Origin of the sequence: Microcella sp., assembly GCF_025808395.1 — a bacterium.
In the GTDB taxonomy this organism is placed as follows: domain Bacteria; phylum Actinomycetota; class Actinomycetes; order Actinomycetales; family Microbacteriaceae; genus Microcella.
Map to the genome: position 1 here is coordinate 899,456 of NZ_CP075524.1, position 14,428 is coordinate 913,883.

General features: G+C 62.7%; 18 protein-coding genes. 7 read left to right on the forward strand and 11 right to left on the reverse strand.

The window, feature by feature from the left end:
- Nucleotides 1-110 precede the first annotated feature (110 nt).
- The 4 genes from KIT89_RS04430 to KIT89_RS04445 all read left to right on the forward strand — a co-directional run bounded on the left by KIT89_RS04430 (nucleotide 111) and on the right by KIT89_RS04445 (nucleotide 2,961).
- Nucleotides 111-1,190, forward strand: a complete 1,080-nt coding sequence (locus KIT89_RS04430; RefSeq protein WP_297603399.1) for a hypothetical protein — start codon at nucleotides 111-113, stop codon at nucleotides 1,188-1,190.
- 57 nt (nucleotides 1,191-1,247) lie between these two features.
- Nucleotides 1,248-2,213, forward strand: a complete 966-nt coding sequence (locus tag KIT89_RS04435; RefSeq protein WP_297603400.1) for a hypothetical protein — start codon at nucleotides 1,248-1,250, stop codon at nucleotides 2,211-2,213.
- A gap of 78 nt (nucleotides 2,214-2,291) precedes the next feature.
- The gene (locus tag KIT89_RS04440) at nucleotides 2,292-2,591 is read left to right on the forward strand and encodes a hypothetical protein (RefSeq protein WP_297603401.1); all 300 of its coding nucleotides are present in this window, start codon (nucleotides 2,292-2,294) and stop codon (nucleotides 2,589-2,591) included.
- Nucleotides 2,592-2,667: 76 nt separating this feature from the next.
- Complete coding sequence (locus KIT89_RS04445) at nucleotides 2,668-2,961, forward strand: hypothetical protein (protein WP_297603402.1); 294 nt, start codon at nucleotides 2,668-2,670, stop codon at nucleotides 2,959-2,961.
- A 245-nt stretch (nucleotides 2,962-3,206) separates the two neighbouring features.
- Here the strand turns inward: KIT89_RS04445 and KIT89_RS04450 are convergent, their stop codons facing one another.
- From KIT89_RS04450 to KIT89_RS04480, 8 genes are all read right to left on the reverse strand, one after another.
- A complete protein-coding gene (locus tag KIT89_RS04450; protein ID WP_297603404.1) occupies nucleotides 3,207-4,589 on the reverse strand; it encodes a hypothetical protein in 1,383 nt (460 codons plus the stop codon).
- A 169-nt stretch (nucleotides 4,590-4,758) separates the two neighbouring features.
- A complete protein-coding gene (locus KIT89_RS13580) occupies nucleotides 4,759-5,025 on the reverse strand; it encodes a tetratricopeptide repeat protein (protein ID WP_367275882.1) in 267 nt (88 codons plus the stop codon).
- Between the two features lie 88 nt (nucleotides 5,026-5,113).
- Nucleotides 5,114-5,713: a class I SAM-dependent methyltransferase gene (locus tag KIT89_RS04455; protein WP_297603405.1), complete on the reverse strand. Its 600-nt coding sequence runs from the start codon at nucleotides 5,711-5,713 to the stop codon at nucleotides 5,114-5,116.
- A gap of 100 nt (nucleotides 5,714-5,813) precedes the next feature.
- On the reverse strand, nucleotides 5,814-7,112 hold the full coding sequence (locus KIT89_RS04460) for a sigma-70 family RNA polymerase sigma factor (RefSeq protein WP_297603406.1): 1,299 nt from the start codon (nucleotides 7,110-7,112) through the stop codon (nucleotides 5,814-5,816).
- A 32-nt stretch (nucleotides 7,113-7,144) separates the two neighbouring features.
- Complete coding sequence (locus KIT89_RS04465) at nucleotides 7,145-7,492, reverse strand: YciI family protein (RefSeq protein WP_297603902.1); 348 nt, start codon at nucleotides 7,490-7,492, stop codon at nucleotides 7,145-7,147.
- 114 nt (nucleotides 7,493-7,606) lie between these two features.
- Complete coding sequence (locus KIT89_RS04470) at nucleotides 7,607-8,449, reverse strand: metallophosphoesterase (protein ID WP_297603408.1); 843 nt, start codon at nucleotides 8,447-8,449, stop codon at nucleotides 7,607-7,609.
- Nucleotides 8,442-8,966, reverse strand: coding sequence for a hypothetical protein (locus tag KIT89_RS04475; RefSeq protein WP_297603409.1), 525 nt, complete (start codon nucleotides 8,964-8,966; stop codon nucleotides 8,442-8,444). The genes KIT89_RS04470 and KIT89_RS04475 overlap by 8 nt, the downstream gene beginning before the upstream one ends.
- Nucleotides 8,935-9,999 carry a saccharopine dehydrogenase NADP-binding domain-containing protein gene (locus tag KIT89_RS04480; protein ID WP_297603411.1) on the reverse strand — a complete coding sequence of 355 codons (1,065 nt, stop codon included), beginning with the start codon at nucleotides 9,997-9,999 and terminating at the stop codon, nucleotides 8,935-8,937. Before KIT89_RS04480 ends, KIT89_RS04475 begins: the two co-directional genes overlap by 32 nt.
- Before the next feature lie 71 nt (nucleotides 10,000-10,070).
- On the opposite strand from KIT89_RS04480, the gene KIT89_RS04485 reads away from it, so the two are divergent.
- Nucleotides 10,071-11,033 carry a GlxA family transcriptional regulator gene (locus tag KIT89_RS04485; protein ID WP_297603412.1) on the forward strand — a complete coding sequence of 321 codons (963 nt, stop codon included), beginning with the start codon at nucleotides 10,071-10,073 and terminating at the stop codon, nucleotides 11,031-11,033.
- Here the strand turns inward: KIT89_RS04485 and KIT89_RS04490 are convergent.
- Nucleotides 11,002-11,331, reverse strand: coding sequence for a helix-turn-helix domain-containing protein (locus tag KIT89_RS04490; protein WP_297603413.1), 330 nt, complete (start codon nucleotides 11,329-11,331; stop codon nucleotides 11,002-11,004). The genes KIT89_RS04485 and KIT89_RS04490 overlap by 32 nt on opposite strands.
- A gap of 83 nt (nucleotides 11,332-11,414) precedes the next feature.
- Here KIT89_RS04490 and KIT89_RS04495 point away from each other — a divergent pair, with 83 nt between their 5' ends.
- The gene (locus tag KIT89_RS04495) at nucleotides 11,415-12,377 is read left to right on the forward strand and encodes an NAD(P)-binding domain-containing protein (RefSeq protein WP_297603414.1); all 963 of its coding nucleotides are present in this window, start codon (nucleotides 11,415-11,417) and stop codon (nucleotides 12,375-12,377) included.
- 53 nt (nucleotides 12,378-12,430) lie between these two features.
- Nucleotides 12,431-12,853: a 50S ribosomal protein L11 gene (locus tag KIT89_RS04500; RefSeq protein WP_297603416.1), complete on the forward strand. Its 423-nt coding sequence runs from the start codon at nucleotides 12,431-12,433 to the stop codon at nucleotides 12,851-12,853.
- Nucleotides 12,854-13,311: 458 nt separating this feature from the next.
- Here the strand turns inward: KIT89_RS04500 and KIT89_RS04505 are convergent, their stop codons facing one another.
- Entirely contained in the window at nucleotides 13,312-13,644 is a 333-nt protein-coding gene (locus KIT89_RS04505) for a YciI family protein (RefSeq protein ID WP_297603417.1), read from the reverse strand.
- Between the two features lie 123 nt (nucleotides 13,645-13,767).
- Nucleotides 13,768-14,322 (reverse strand): AAA family ATPase, encoded by a 555-nt coding sequence (locus KIT89_RS04510; RefSeq protein ID WP_297603419.1) that lies wholly within the window; start codon nucleotides 14,320-14,322, stop codon nucleotides 13,768-13,770.
- Nucleotides 14,323-14,428: the final 106 nt, after the last annotated feature.

The following is a 14,428-nucleotide window of genomic DNA, read 5'->3' on the forward strand; positions in this document are numbered from 1 at the left end:
GGCCTCGGTCTGGTCTACTCATTGACCCCCTGCACGTCGCTGAATAGTGTCGATTCATCGGGTTCCGCGTCGCCGCATCTAATGGAAGGCAGAGGTCTAGTGAGGTCCTCATGCTGACGGTGTTCGAACGCTCACTCTGGGATGAAGCGGTGGGCGGGCGAGTACTGGACCTTGCTCACCTACTGCGGAGATACGCAAGCCGTGACGAGTCGCGGGTCCAGATTGTGGTTGAGACGGTCTTCACCGATCATCTCGATCCAACTGCTCTTCTGTCATTCTCTGGCGTGAAGGAGCTTGGACGTGCGTCCGCCCCCAACGGCACGGTTGTTTGGCTGGCCGACAAAGACGGCGAATGGCTGATAGCGGCCCTGACGTCCGAGCATGAGGGCGTTTTCCACCTAATGGGAACCGTTCCACGAAGCGACTACCGGTGGAGGCGCGTCGAACGGTGGATCGTCGGTGCGCAAGGAATCTCCCGTTGCTTCCTGAATCACGAAGACTTTCTCGAGCTAGGAGACCAACTTTCCAGCTACGGAGCTGTTGAGGTCGTCACGATCTCCTCGCGAATGCGAGACGGCTCATCACTAAACCGAGGTTTTCCAGCTCGTCCCGACTCCAGGAGGCCCGACCATAGAGAAGGCATAGCGGAGATCGAAGACCGAGGGGGGTCGGTGCGAACGCTTTCGCTGCATGTTCGCGACACGCTCGATCTGCACGTTCGGCGACTGGCCGGAGCAACTTACAACGGCGGCAGCTATTTGGTTTTTCGAGACCTAGTTCTGCGTCGACTAGAAGCAGCAGCTGGCACCCGACGCGAGCTCTTGAGCAATCGCGCGCGGATCTCAGCATCAGAGAAGCTCCGACCTCTCACCATCTCCCTGCCCGCAAGTCTCCTGAGAGACGCCGAAGACACCGGGGACGTGTTAGCAGTCGTTGGCACCCAACCAAACCTGACTCTTGCGGTGTTCCACAGAAACCCCTATCTGCACTTCGCTCTCACGGACGAGCAGGACGGCTCCAACTTCGACGTTCTAGTTACACGCGAGGACGCGATCGACATATTTCCTGGGTTCCGATCCTCGGCGTCCTCGCTCGCACGGGTGTCACAACTGCTGAGCGAAGCTTTCGGCGCCCTGGAAATACGAGAGCAACCAGGTTCTGAGCCGGTGTCCCTGTACGACCTGGTGTAGCTCATGGCTCGAGGAACAGATAGTCCTGCCGACCCCGATGCGCTCGTCCGTGGTTATGTGATCTACGACCGCGCGGTGGATATCGTTTCCATCTATCACTGGTTGTTCACTGAAACCAAAGAACTGCCAAGCACCGTCGAGCACTTCGAGCGATATCCGAAACTCAAGACGAGTGAAGGTGAGCTAACGCCGGACTTCACCGTACTTTTCAAAAACGGGACAGGCTGGGTCGCCGAGATAGCGAACATCGCTCTCCCTGAAGGCTCCGTGGAGAGCATCTGCCGTCAGTTGGACAAGTACTCAAGAGTCACCCACCTGCCAAACGCGCGTGGCGGGACCACAGAGGTCAGCAAGCTTGACGTTGTGCTGCTGACGCCAATCGACAATGCCACCGATGCGGTTCGCCGGATCTACGGGGAGCGCATCGAGAATCCAGACCATTGGTACTCTCCGGCGCGTCGGCCGATCATGATTCAGTTCGCGCCGACGCCGGATCACTACGTCCTCCAGGTATGGCCAGGATCTCAGAATGGGAGTTTCTCGGCCGGTGGCGAGCCCAACTACAGAGATTGGGTCGATCTGAAGCCTCCCCCAAGAAACTTCGCCAATAACAAGGTGCGTTACGCATTTGCGAACGATCCGATCCCTCCTCTTTACCTTGCGACCAGGCTGTGGCTCAACGTCTTCCCTTCACGATTCGGAGTTTCCGCGGTGACAGATGAGACGACGACCGACGAAGTACTCGGACTCGTGCGCCATCAGTACGGTCGAGGTCGAGTGGGGGAAGTCGACGACGCCATGAAGATGTTGCGCGCAGCAGGCTTAGTTACCTTTGCGGACGGCATCTGGAAGATTCGGCGCCGGCGCCTAAGTCGGACGGACTCCGATGCTCATGTCGCGATTGCTCAACTTGCATCGGGTGCGCGCACCGTAGATGATCGCTCGCGCACTCGGATGAGGCGCGAATTGGCAAGCCAACCCACCCTCTTTGACGAGAACTCGATGGGAATAGACGCAGTCTGAAGTTCAGTCTGGCGACCATCTGGAGGGCGCGGAGCGGCTTTTTTTGGTGAGCAACTCGTTGCCAGTAGTGTTCGTCTCATGACCGTGCTCAAAGCTGATAACGCCCTCTATGTTGCGCTAAAGATGGTGCCCGAAGGCACACGCATGACCGTGTACACATCGAATCAAGGAAGCGCAAAAACGAACGTTGTCGCCGAACTCAGAAAGGAGCCCGGGAGCGGCTGGGACGACTGGCAATTCTTGAAGCGGCCGGCGACTGCGAACGCAGAACTGCTCCCCGCCACTTGGCCCAACGAAGACCCCACCATCATCTCGTCGACAGCCCTGGCCGAGTCGCTGGGTCAGAATCCAGACTTGTGGGCTGACATTAGTGATTGACTGCCACCTAAACGCTCAACCCCCTATGTCGTGGTGAGTGCAAGAGAGCCCAGTCGTGAAAAGAGTTTCTGCGGGGATGAGCAAGGAGGAACATTATCTTCGATCTATGGAGGATGAAGCGACGCTGTATCACAATGCATGGCAGCAAACGTGGGAGCTGAAAGCTCTTGACCGCCGAACGGGGAAGGACGCTTTGAAGTCCTACCCCTACCAGGTGACAGATCCAGCAATGCAGGTCAACGAGCGATGGAACTTGCTTGAAGACCTCAACGCCAGCCTTAACCAGTGGGGCTGGCGAGCGTTGAATCGAAACGATTGGCATGGTACGCGCGCGACTGGTTGGGCCGCGAAGCTTGTACCCGCTGACTAGCGCTGACCGGGCGACCTCTCGCCCCAGCGCGAAATTGGCCCCCGCATGCCCGGATGAACTTTCCGACCTCAGATCTCACTGGTTGATTCGGCACTAGCTGTCGGGACAGACTTCCGGCGCGTGGACTCTGTCGCTTCTGCACAGACGCACGCATTTGAGCGGAGCTAGGCAAGGACCTCATGACAAGGATGTTGCAGGAAGCGGTGCTCGGGGTCCGATGGGGCGAGCTCGGACGTCCTCCGGCTTCAGGAAACAAGCCGAACGATTAGGGTTTGACTGGACTCAAGATGAGAGTCGGGGATCCACGACTCGAACCGATCACCGAGCCAGAAGTGATGTGCTGCTCCAGGAAGCAACTCGGGATCGAAACGATGCTTAGCCTCTGGATTGTGAAACACGTTCATTCCGTGAATCCATCGCTCTGAGTAGCCGACGCCCACTTCCGTTGCGAAGCGCTCTCTTGCAGGCGGTTCTCCTCCGTATCGGTAACCCTTGTGCACGAGTGTGACCTCAGGTGAACCGAACCCCGTCGCCACGCCGATGCGATTGAACTTCGAAAGTGTCCCTGCCGAGTTGAATAGGACAGCGGACACGTTCTCCGCGCCAGGGAATGAGAAGAAACCCGAGTCGACAACTTTTGTGCCCCACCGATGCTCCGCAATGACGCTTACTACTGGGGTTTCGACCGAGCCAGAAGATACGTCCACGACTTTGCCGTACAAATAAACCGACAGCGCGGTGCCGCTATAGGTCATGGACAGCTCATCGTGGAAGTCTTGGATCGCGAAAGCCAGAGGAAGCCCCGCCGCCTCAGGATGCTCCCAATAGCGCTTGCTCAACTTGGTAGTCAGGGGGCCGGCGAATCGGATTGGCAGATAGTGCTGCAAATAGGCAGCTATCTCATTTTCGGAGCTCTCAGAAGTCGGCTTGGGGGTAGTGGACCCATCTTGAGAAGGATTTATCGTGGTCGCTTCGACACAGAAGCTTCCAGCTACTCCTATTGCCTTGAGGTCTGGTGCTGGGTTGGGCTGCTTGATGGTGTAGCCCGCCTCGATGAGCGTCGCAAAGAGGTAGAGCTCCCACAATCGCGCATCGAACCCAGCAGTCTGAAACTGCTCGACGAAGTTCCCATCTTGGTCGCGGTACCACCGCATCATGTATTCGATGACTCGCTTGGCGGCGGAATGAATCGGACCGTTCGCGAGCGCAGAGAAAGTCGGATGAAGCCTTGCTTCAGGCGCCGTCGGTGCAAAGAAGCTCATCGGCGGAGGTTCGTCTCCTTGTGCGCGAACTCGTTCGTAGTCTCGAGCGATCGCAGCGATGCATTGTTCCAATTCACTTTCGGCTTGGGCACGCGTAGGCCAGAACGAGGTTTGGCTTACCCACCTAAACCGCTCGGACATGTCCGGAGCGAACACGATTCCAGAGAACTCACCGTCAGTGTCGATGACGACTGCCCCGAGAAGATGGGGTGAAGGCAGTTCAAACCAGTCGAGTTCTCGAGCGAGCAATGTGACTTGAGGTTTCCGTGCATAGCCAGCAATGACATCAAACCGACCGCGTGAAATTCTCTGCATGTTGAAGCTCACTCCCATGCCAACCGATGCAGCCGCCGCGGGCTCGTACACGAAAAGTGTGACATTGATTCAGGCAAGTCCACGCAGGGTTCTGATGTGCGCGACCAAACACAAAGGAAATGATCTCATTGATGACAAATCGAACCGTGTTGCCGAGCGAGATTGGGCTGCCCTAGCGAGTGAGACCTCCAACATCTCGGGGTTGCCATCCGAAGACTCTTCAATGGGCAGTCGACATCCGGCGCTGGAGGAAACGCCGCTCAGGGTCGGAGGGGGCGAGCTCGAGGGCTCGGCGGTAGTGGGGAAGAGCATCCGCGGGGCGGCCCGTGCGGCGGAGTAAGTCGGCGCGAGTCGCGTGGAGGAGGTGGTACTCCCCCAGATGCGCGTCGAGGTTGAGGGTGTCGAGGAGGGCGAGGCCAGCATCCGGGCCCTCGGAAAAGGCCACGGCGATCGCTCGGTTGAGGTCGACGATGGGCGACGGGGCCACCTGGCTGAGGTGGGCGTAGAGGGTTGCGATGCGGGCGAAGTCGGTCGACTTAGGGGTCGGGGCGGTCGCGTGCTCGGCGGTTGAGGAATCACTCGGGCGCGTACGCCATGCGGTACCACTGCGGAGAAGTGCGATTCATCGGCCAGCCGAGTCCGGCAGTGGGAGCGGGCCATACGTCTAGAGTCTCCCAGTCGGAGAACGCCGCATCGACTTCGTCTCGCGATACTCCGCCGATTGAAGAACGAAGACGGGTCGGCCCGAAAGCGAGCAGAAGTAGCACTGCGCTGGGATTCGCCAAGACGGACACCCCCGACCCCATCGCACGGCGCTGTCGCTCGTCGAGCCCTTGGAAGCATCCGATATCGACGAACAAGTCGAACGTGCCCAGACTTAGGGTGCTGAGCTCAGTAACGTCACCGACGACGTACTGAATACTCTCGTCACCCTGTTGCTTGGCGGCCTCGATCGCCCGCGGCACGAGGTCGATGCCGACGGTTTCCCACCCCCGCCGCGCCAGCTCTGGGGTGAACAGCCCGCGACCGCATCCGAGATCGAGCGCGCGACCGGGTGGAGAAGGCCGCCCGGTCGATACTCCATCGAAGGTCTCGGCGAAGCTCGCTGCGGACTCGCGGCCATACCGCTCCCACGGCGTCAGGCCCAAACGATACATCCATGCGTAGTTCGGCAAGGGCGTCTCCTCGCAGTTTCGGCAGTGCCGTCTTTGCGAACCCAGTATCGTGCGAGAACTCCGGGCGCGGAAGGCCTTCGCAGGCTGGTGGGCTAGAGAGCTATTCCGCGCGCGCAGCCCCCAGCTCGTCGAGGCGACGCCGGAGGAATCGGCGCTCGGGATCGGAGGGGGCGAGCTCGAGGGCTCGGCGATAGTGCGGCAGAGCATCCGTCGGGCGGCCGGAGCGGCGGAGCAGGTCGGCGCGGGTGGCGTGGAGGAGGTGGTACTCCCCCAGCTGCGCGTCGAGGTTGAGGGTGTCCAGGAGGGCGAGGCCAGCATCCGGGCCCTCGGAAAAAGCCACGGCGATCGCTCGGTTCAGGTCGACGATGGGCGACGGAGCCACCTGTCTGAGGTGGGCGTAGAGGGTGGCGATGCGGGCGAAGTCGGTCGACTCGGGGGTCGGGGCAGTCGCATGCTCGGCGGCGATCTGGGCCTGCAGCAGGTACGGACCTGGGGTGGCGCCGAGGAGGTGGAGGGTGTGCTCGGCGTCGGCGAGCATCCGGGAGGCCTCGGAGATGGCGGCGGCGTTCCATTGGGAGCGGTCTTGGTCTTCGAGCAGCACGAGGTCTCCGGCGGCGTCGAGGCGCGTGGTGGCGCGCGAGTGCTGGAACAGCTCGAGGGCGAGCAGGGCCAGCACCTCGGGTTGCTGCGGCATGAGCTGGGCCACCAGACGCGTGAGTCGAATCGCCTCGTCGGCGAGGGCGGGGCGGATGAGGTCGGATCCGCTTCCGGACGAATAGCCCTCGGTGAAGAGCAGGTAGAGCACGGCGAGCACGCCGGCGGTGCGCTCGGGCAGCAGGTGCGGCGGGGGCACGCGGTAGGGGATGCCGGCCGCGCGGATCTTCGCACGCGTGCGCACCAGGCGCTTCTGCATGGTCTTCTCGCTCACCAGGAAGACGTGCGCGGTCTCGGCGACGCTCAGGCCGAGGACGGTGCGGAGAGTGAGGGCGACGCGGTTCTCGAGTGCCAGTGCGGGGTGGCAGCAGGTGAAGATGAGGCGGAGGCGGTCGTCGTCGATGGTGTCGTGCACGGTTTCCTCCTCTGCCTCGGGTGTGGGTTCGCGGGCGGCGCGCTCGGTGGCGCGGTGCTCGGCCTTCGCCTTGCGGATTGCATCAATGGCTGCGTTTTTTGCGACCGTCGTCAGCCAGGCGCCGGGGTTGTCGGGGATTCCGCGCTCGGGCCACGTCGTCAGGGCACGGGTGACGGCGTCGTGGAAGCAGTCTTCGGCGAGATCCCAGTCGCCGGTGGTGCGGATGAGGGTTGCGACGATGCGGAGGCGCTCGGAGGCGGCGACCTCGGCGAGGGTGGTTCTCGCTGAGGTCGCCGCGCTCGTTGCGTGCTCAGGGCGGGGTGCGGTCACCCGGTGCCGTGTCTCCGACTGCTCGCTCAAGCTCAGGCCGTGGGCGGTTCATGCATGATGCGACGAATCTCGATCGGCGAGAACTCGTTCTCAACGAACCTGCCGGCGATCTCGACCGCGCGGGCGTGGTCGGCGACATCGACGATGTAGTAGCCGCCGATCCACTCGCTGCCCTCAGTGAAGGGGCCGCGGTTCGACACCGGCTCGCCGTTGTGGTGGCCGATGACGGTGACGCCTTTCACGTCAATCTCGTTGGCGTCAACGAGCTCGCCCGACTGCTTGAGATCGCGACTCACCGCGGCGTGAGTGGCATCGAGGCGTTCTTTGCCGCCGTTGGCCCACGCGCTCTCGGCCGTCTCGTTTGAATGGATGAGGATCATGTAACGCACGGATGCTCCGCTCTTTCTGGTGGACGATTACACCAGTGCGACGAACGAGAGTCGAGAACGAGGACACTCCACGCCCGCCGATCTGCACGCTTCACGTCACAGAACTCACAAGCTCACTTCTCGCACCACCCGACCGGCACTGTGCGCGTGCACCGTGACGAACGACGCCGTGCCACCGTGGGGCAACCTGATGACGCTCGCAGCCGGATCATCGATGAACCTCAGCCGACCACTGGGGGCAGCGACGTCGAGACGCGACTCCACCGCAGGCGAGACCCAGACGGGAGCGGAGCCCAGAAAGCCCAGCGCTGGCGCATGAAAGTGCCCCGTGAGCACCGCGCGAACGTCGCTCGACTCGAGCACGCTGGCGAGTGCCTCGCTCGAGCGCAACGCCACGCTCGACAACCACTGAGTGACCTCGACGGTGCGCGGAGGGTGATGCATCACCAAGAGAGTGCCGTGGGGCGCCTCGGGTGTCACCACGCCCGACAGCCACGACAGCTGGTCGTCGGTGAGCTCGCCGTGCAACTGACCCGGCACGGTGCTATCGAGCGTGACCACTCGGAGCCCGTGATGCTCGCTGACTGCTCCGCCCTGCTCGGTGTCGAGCTGCGCAGTCGCAACGTCGGCTCCCGCCGCATCTCGATGACCTGAACCCAAGGCAGCGCGAAACACGTCACGAGAGTCGGTATTGCCGACCGCAAAGATCTGCGCAAGCCCTCGAGCTGACGCAAAGCGCGCTATTCGATCTCTCACCGCCTCGGTGCCCGCCGCCGAACCATCGTCGGCAATGTCTCCTGACACGACCACGAGGTCGAGCCCATCAATGTCGGCAAGCGAACCGAGCACGCTGTCGAGAGACGCCAGCGCTCGCGCCTGCGCCTCAGGGCTCGTGCCCGCGGGCACATGGGTGTCGGTGAGGTGCGCGACACCGAAGCCACTACTCACGGAGAGCATCCCGTCGGCGCTTCGCAACCATGCGCTCTTCGAGACGCCAGGTGCGCGCTTCATCGTCAGAGAACTCGCCCAGCCACACGAAGCGGTCGGGCGCAATTTCGGTGAAGCGCCACCTCAAGAACGGCTCTGCGTCGGTGCTCACCAAATGGATCTCGTCGCCAACTTCACGGCCGATAAATTTGCGCACTCGCGCATTGACCGGCTCGATCCAGGTCGAACGCCACACGCCGCGGTCACGGTCAAAGAACCGGATGGTCGACCCATGAAACCCGAATGGACGCTCTGCCGTGCCGTCTGCCGGAACGATCCAGACGTCTTGCACCGCGCGACCGCCCAACACCCAGCCGAAGTGCAACTCGCCGTGCACGCCGACAGGGGCGTCAGGGTCACCGGGTCGCGACCACTCGAGGCCCCACGAACCGATGAACCGACCGAAAGTCTGCAACTCGCGCAGTAGGGTCTCGTCGGGTTCTGGGCTATGAAGGTTGTGTTCCAACGCTGAGGTCATGAGCGGTGCTCCTTTCTACAGGCTCGAAGATGGTCAGATTAGCGCGACCCAGTGCGCTCAGCATCGATCGTGCGTCGAACGCCTCGCCCGGCGCCACCGCGCCGATGGCGAGGGCTTCGCCTCGTAGCAAACGCAGCGCGCCTTCGACCACGATGGGCGCGGTTGAAGCGTAGATGTCGCGACCTGTCGCACCGATACGTCTACGCGTGCCGTCGATGAGCGCCTCTACCTCGACGACGAAGCGTTGGCGTGATCGACCGCGACCGTCACTCGCCTCAGGCGGCGGGGTGGCGTCATCTCGAACGTCGTCGAGCGCCCGAGAGCTGATGAACGAGCGCACGCTACGCACGGGAAGGTGCTGTGCGATGGTCAGCACCTCTGAGAACGGCATCTCGACGACAACCTGTCGCCCCACGTTGGGTGCAAAGACCCATGTCTGGCCCCGGTCGTCGCCCCCGAACGGGGCGAGCTCGCCATCGGTGAAGACCCAACGGCGACCCGCATTTCGGCGGCCCGTGGCGCGGGTGCCCGCCGTGGGCCACCACCGATCGATCCACATCGCCACCGTCACATCGGATATGCCGCGATCCTGACCCAGAATCGAGCTGGCGAGCAGATCGGGTAGGCCCCCGAAGAAAGCCATGGCCGGCACCACCGCGACCCCGGCCGCCTTCGCGGCTGCATCGCACTCGTGAAAAACCCGTCGCACAGAGTCTTGCTCCGCCGAGATATCGAGATAGTGCGCGCCCGCCGCGATCGCAGCATCGGCCAGCTCAATCGCGGTGTCGGCGAAGGGTCCTGCTGCGTTAATCACGACTGACGAGCCGGTGAGCGCGGCGCGCAGCGTGAGGGGCGAGTCGAGCGAGAACGCGCGCTGCTCGAGAGCTGGGTGGCGGGCGGCAAGCGACTCGAGCCGCACGGGGTCGCGGCCCGCCAGCACCGGGCTCACCCCGCGACTGACCAACTCGTCGACGATGAACCGACCTGTGTGGCCGGCAGCACCGTAGACAAGAACCTGATCTTTGCGACTCACCGGCCCATCGTGCACTGACATCGGGCACCCCGGTAAGTGTCCGAAACGACAACTGTCGTACACTTTCAGACATGCACCGGGTGGCCCTCATGATGCACGACACCACCATGCTTTACGAAGTGGCGATCGCTACCGAAGTATTCGGCGTCGATCGAGCAGACCTCTCACCGACTGGCGAGTGGTACGAATTGATCGTCTGCACCGCCGACGGAAAGCCGCACCCGTGGGTGCCCACAGAGTCAACGGCCGACTACTCGGCAGCGGCGAACTGCGACTCGATCATCGTGCCATCAACGGCCGACACATCGGCCGACGCGAGTGAGTACCTGATTGCGACCCTGCGCGAAGCCCACCGGCAAGGGGTGAGAATCGCCGCGCTCTGCACGGGCGCATTCGTGCTCGCCGCAGCAGGGTTGCTCGACGGTCGGGTGGCCACGACCCACTGGATGCACGCTGACGACCTTGCGGCGCGCTACCCGCTCATCGACGTGTCGGCCTCGATGCTCTACGCCGACAATGGCGACATCGTGACCTCGGCGGGCAAGACCGCGGCACTTGACCTGTGCCTGCACCTCGTCGGGCGTGACTTCGGAGCCGCTGCCGCCAACGGACTCTCGCGCCGCCTGGTCGCACCCGCTCAGCGCTCGGGAGGCCAAGCGCAGTACATGATCCGCCCGCACCCTGGAGGCGAGTCAGCTGGCCTCGCGACCGCACTCGACTGGGCGCGAGCCAACCTCGAGGACGTGATCACAGTGGGCGACATGGCGCGTCGTGCCAGCCTCAGCAGTCGGCAGTTCACCCGCCGAATGAAGACGGAGACTCTCAGCACACCGCTCGCCTGGCTGCATCAGCAACGCATCGCTCGCGCGCGCGAACTCTTGGAGTCGACAGGTGTTTCGGTCGAACGCATCGCTCAGCTCTGCGGCATGGGTACCGCAACGACCTTGAGGCGGCACTTCCACCAAGCGGTCGGGGTCTCCCCCACCGTCTATCGTGCGAGCTTCACCCCAGCTGCGCCAAACGATCAACCCTGACACGATCGCCCCACTCTGCGAGTGGGTCAAGCAAGGAGTTCAGCTCGTTGCCGCGTGCGGTCAGTCGGTAGTCAACCCGCAGAGGAAAGCCGGGTGCCGCCTCTCGATTGACCAAGTCGTCACGCACGAGTTCGCGAAGCTGATCGGCGAGCACCTTCTCGGAGATTCCGGCGATGGAGCGCCGCAGTTCTGCGAAGCGCCGATCACCTTCGGCAAGACGCCACAAGATCGTGGGCTTCCACTTCGAGCCGACAAGGCCGAACACCACGTTGACTCCACACTGTTCGCGGTCGTTCATCGATTCCGTCCTTACTCCGGGGGGTGTCCTTACTCCATTGTGCGTACTAGACCAACCACATGCACTCCTTCAGCATGGCGGGTATGACAGACACACACTCGCTGGCAGGAAGCACACCCCGCACTATCGCAGTGCTCGGGCTTGGGCCCATGGGAGCGGCGATCGCGGCTGCCGCAGACACCCGCGGGTATCGCGTCGTCGCATGGAACCGCAGGCCGAAGACTCTTGGCGACATCGGGTTCGAACATGACACTGCGGTGACGCTCGCCTCCACACCGCGGGACGCGGCGAGCGACGCTGACCTCGTGGTGGTGTGCGTGCGCAATCATGATGCGAGTCGATTGCTGCTCGATCAGATCGCACCAGAGAGCAGAGGCCGGATCGTCGTGAACGTCTCTACCGGAACCCCCGGCGAGGCTGCCGACTCGGCGTCACACGCCGCGCAACTCGGCGTGCGCTACGTGACAGGCGCGATCATGGTTCCGACCCCGATGGTCGGCACCGACGACTGCTTCGTCATCTACGCGGGAGCGTCAGAAGACCTCGCCGAGGCAAGCTACTTCTTCGACGTGATGAACGGCACAAGTGATGTCGTCGGCGACGACCACGCAGTTCCACCGGCACTCGACCTCGCGATGCTCGACATCTACTTCAGCGGCATGTACGCGCACCTGCACGCAACAGCGCTCGCCCGCGCCCACGGCATCGAAGCCTCGCGGTTCTTGCCATACGCACAGGGCATCGCCGACACACTTCGTGGGTCTCTCCCCGACCTGACGACAGCTATGGAACGTCGACGCTATGACGCTGGCGAGGCGAGCTTGGAGATGTGCCTCTCATTTCTCGAGCACATCGTGGAATCGAGCCGCGATGCGGGCATCGACCCCGGGATTGCAGAGCTCGTGCGCACCGCGTCTGCGCGTGCGATGCAGCGCTGGCCAGGCAACACCGACTGGGATGTGGTCGCGGAGCACTTTCTGGCGCCGCCGCACGCCACCAGCGAGCGAGCGCCGCAGGATCCGGAGACCGCGAAGACTCCGGTTTGACTCTTACGTTACGTCAACTTATAGCTTCGTGACGAACGAAGGAGAAGTCGCCGATGGCGCAGAAGAAGTTGATGGCACAGGTCAAACTCGAACTACAGGCTGGCAATGCCGCCATGGTCGACCTCGGCAAAATGCTCGGCCCACACGGCGTCGCGACTCTGGAAGTCAAGAAGCGGTACGACGCCGAGACTGCGCGCTTCGGAGGCGAGGTCATTCCGGTCATGATTCTCGTGTACGAAGACCGCTCGTGGGATCTACATCTCAAGACCCCGCCCACGGCCTTCCTCATCAAGCAGGTAATCCGAGCAAAAGGAGCCGCGCGCCCGGGGCACGACGAGCCTCAGACAATCACCGTGCAAGAGCTCGAGGCCGTCGCTCGTCGAAAACTGCCCGACCTCAACACCGATGACCTCGCCGCAGCGATGCGGCAGATCGAGGGAACGGCTCGCTCGATGGGCGTGCGCGTGCAGAGGTGACACGGGTGGCACGCGCGCGAAAGCTGCCAGACCTCTCTACGTTCGACGGGTTGCTCGATGCGACTCGTCGAGCACTGGATGCTGGCGCGCTCGACGGTGTGCTTTCCGCGCTACCTGACGAGAGGCACGCCACTGACCTGCTCAATGAGAAGCTCGCAACCCTGCAAGTGTGGTTGGCACGAAGCGCTACGCACGGAGGTTGGCGTATGCAGACAAGTGATCCCGCTGCGTCACGCCTGCCAAGTGACCGAGACGACGCTCTGCTCGGTCTTGCCCGGCTCGTCGAAGCAGACGGGTGGCATCGCATCAAGGCGTGCGAGTCGCCCAACTGCGAGAAGCAGTACATCGATGTGACCAATGGAATGGTTCGCAAGTTCTGCGATGCGCACGCGGCGAAACCGCGGACCCCCGCAGCTGCGCGATCTCGTAAATAGACGCCACGCGCATGTCGACCGTCTCTACTCGAACGGCCAGACCGGGCGTACCTCGACGCGGCCGAAGCGAGCCATCGGGTGCTTCGCTGCGACCTCGAGCGCCTCGTCGAGGTTGTCGACGTCGATGAGGTCGAAGCCGGCGATCCACTCTTTCGACTCGGCGAACGGGCCGTCGGTGAGGATCGTCGTGCCGTCGCGCACCGTCACCGTCGTGGCGTCAGTGGGCGGGCGAAGGCGGTTGCCGGTGCGGTAGGCGCCGCGCTGCTCGAGGTCGGTCACCCACTCTTCGACGTTGTCTTCTTCGGGCACGTAGGTGGGGGCGGCGGGGTCGCTGACGATGAACAGTAGGTATTCCATGGGGTTGGCTCTCTATCTCTTGTGTGAAGTGGCTCTGTGCAGGAAGGGGTGCTGACACCAGTACGACGAAGCACGGTCCAGTGCGAGGACACTTGTCGCTCGACACGGATCAGGCGAGCGGACTCAGCCCCGTGGAAGCAGAGCCTCGCCACGAGCGATCATCCGCTGTACTGCAGCGAGCGTCTGCTCTGGGCAGTGCGTCGTCGTGTCGATCACGTGAGGCTCAAAACTTGCGAGGTCTGCGAATTGATGCCACAAATCAATCACCGGAGCCTCGTCGACCAGAGCACCTGGCGCCGTACGCTGCTGCGCCCGTCGCAAGGCTTCATCGCGACTTGGGCGAAGCACAATGTAATGGAGTCGTGAGCCAACCCCCTCGACGGCAGCAGTCGGCTCGCGAAAGTGATGCAACATCCACGGCCCGATGATGCCGTCGATGACGGTCACGAAACCCCCTGCCGCGTATGCCCACGCTGCTCGCTGAATGACCGTCATGACCGTCTCGTTTTGCGCATTCGACTCGGGCAGGAATGGAGCGATGCGTCCAGAGACTATCGAGTGCCAAAAGTCGTCAGTGTGCAGATGAACCGACTTCGCGTAGGTCGTGGCGAGACCTCGAGCGGTCGTCGTCTTGCCTGATCCTGGCGAACCCGTCAACAGCACAATGTCGGCATTCATCGCTTCACCGTAACAGCGCACTCACAGATGAGACCGGCCAGCCACGTGGGCTCGACGCACACCCCCGAGCGGACGCGGCCGCACTCACAACACTGAAGCGCCACGG

Bases quoted from the DNA above. Each gene is read 5' to 3' on its own strand.
- KIT89_RS04430 (WP_297603399.1), top strand. From the start codon at position 111: ATGCTGACGGTGTTCGAACGCTCACTCTGGGATGAAGCGGTGGGCGGG.
- KIT89_RS04440 (WP_297603401.1), top strand. From the start codon at position 2,292: ATGACCGTGCTCAAAGCTGATAACGCCCTCTATGTTGCGCTAAAGATG.
- KIT89_RS04445 (WP_297603402.1), top strand. From the start codon at position 2,668: ATGAGCAAGGAGGAACATTATCTTCGATCTATGGAGGATGAAGCGACG.
- KIT89_RS04465 (WP_297603902.1), bottom strand. From the start codon at position 7,492: ATGATCCTCATCCATTCAAACGAGACGGCCGAGAGCGCGTGGGCCAAC.
- KIT89_RS04475 (WP_297603409.1), bottom strand. From the start codon at position 8,966: ATGACCTCAGCGTTGGAACACAACCTTCATAGCCCAGAACCCGACGAG.
- KIT89_RS04485 (WP_297603412.1), top strand. From the start codon at position 10,071: ATGCACCGGGTGGCCCTCATGATGCACGACACCACCATGCTTTACGAA.
- KIT89_RS04490 (WP_297603413.1), bottom strand. From the start codon at position 11,331: ATGAACGACCGCGAACAGTGTGGAGTCAACGTGGTGTTCGGCCTTGTC.
- KIT89_RS04495 (WP_297603414.1), top strand. From the start codon at position 11,415: ATGACAGACACACACTCGCTGGCAGGAAGCACACCCCGCACTATCGCA.
- KIT89_RS04500 (WP_297603416.1), top strand. From the start codon at position 12,431: ATGGCGCAGAAGAAGTTGATGGCACAGGTCAAACTCGAACTACAGGCT.
- KIT89_RS04505 (WP_297603417.1), bottom strand. From the start codon at position 13,644: ATGGAATACCTACTGTTCATCGTCAGCGACCCCGCCGCCCCCACCTAC.
- KIT89_RS04510 (WP_297603419.1), bottom strand. From the start codon at position 14,322: ATGAATGCCGACATTGTGCTGTTGACGGGTTCGCCAGGATCAGGCAAG.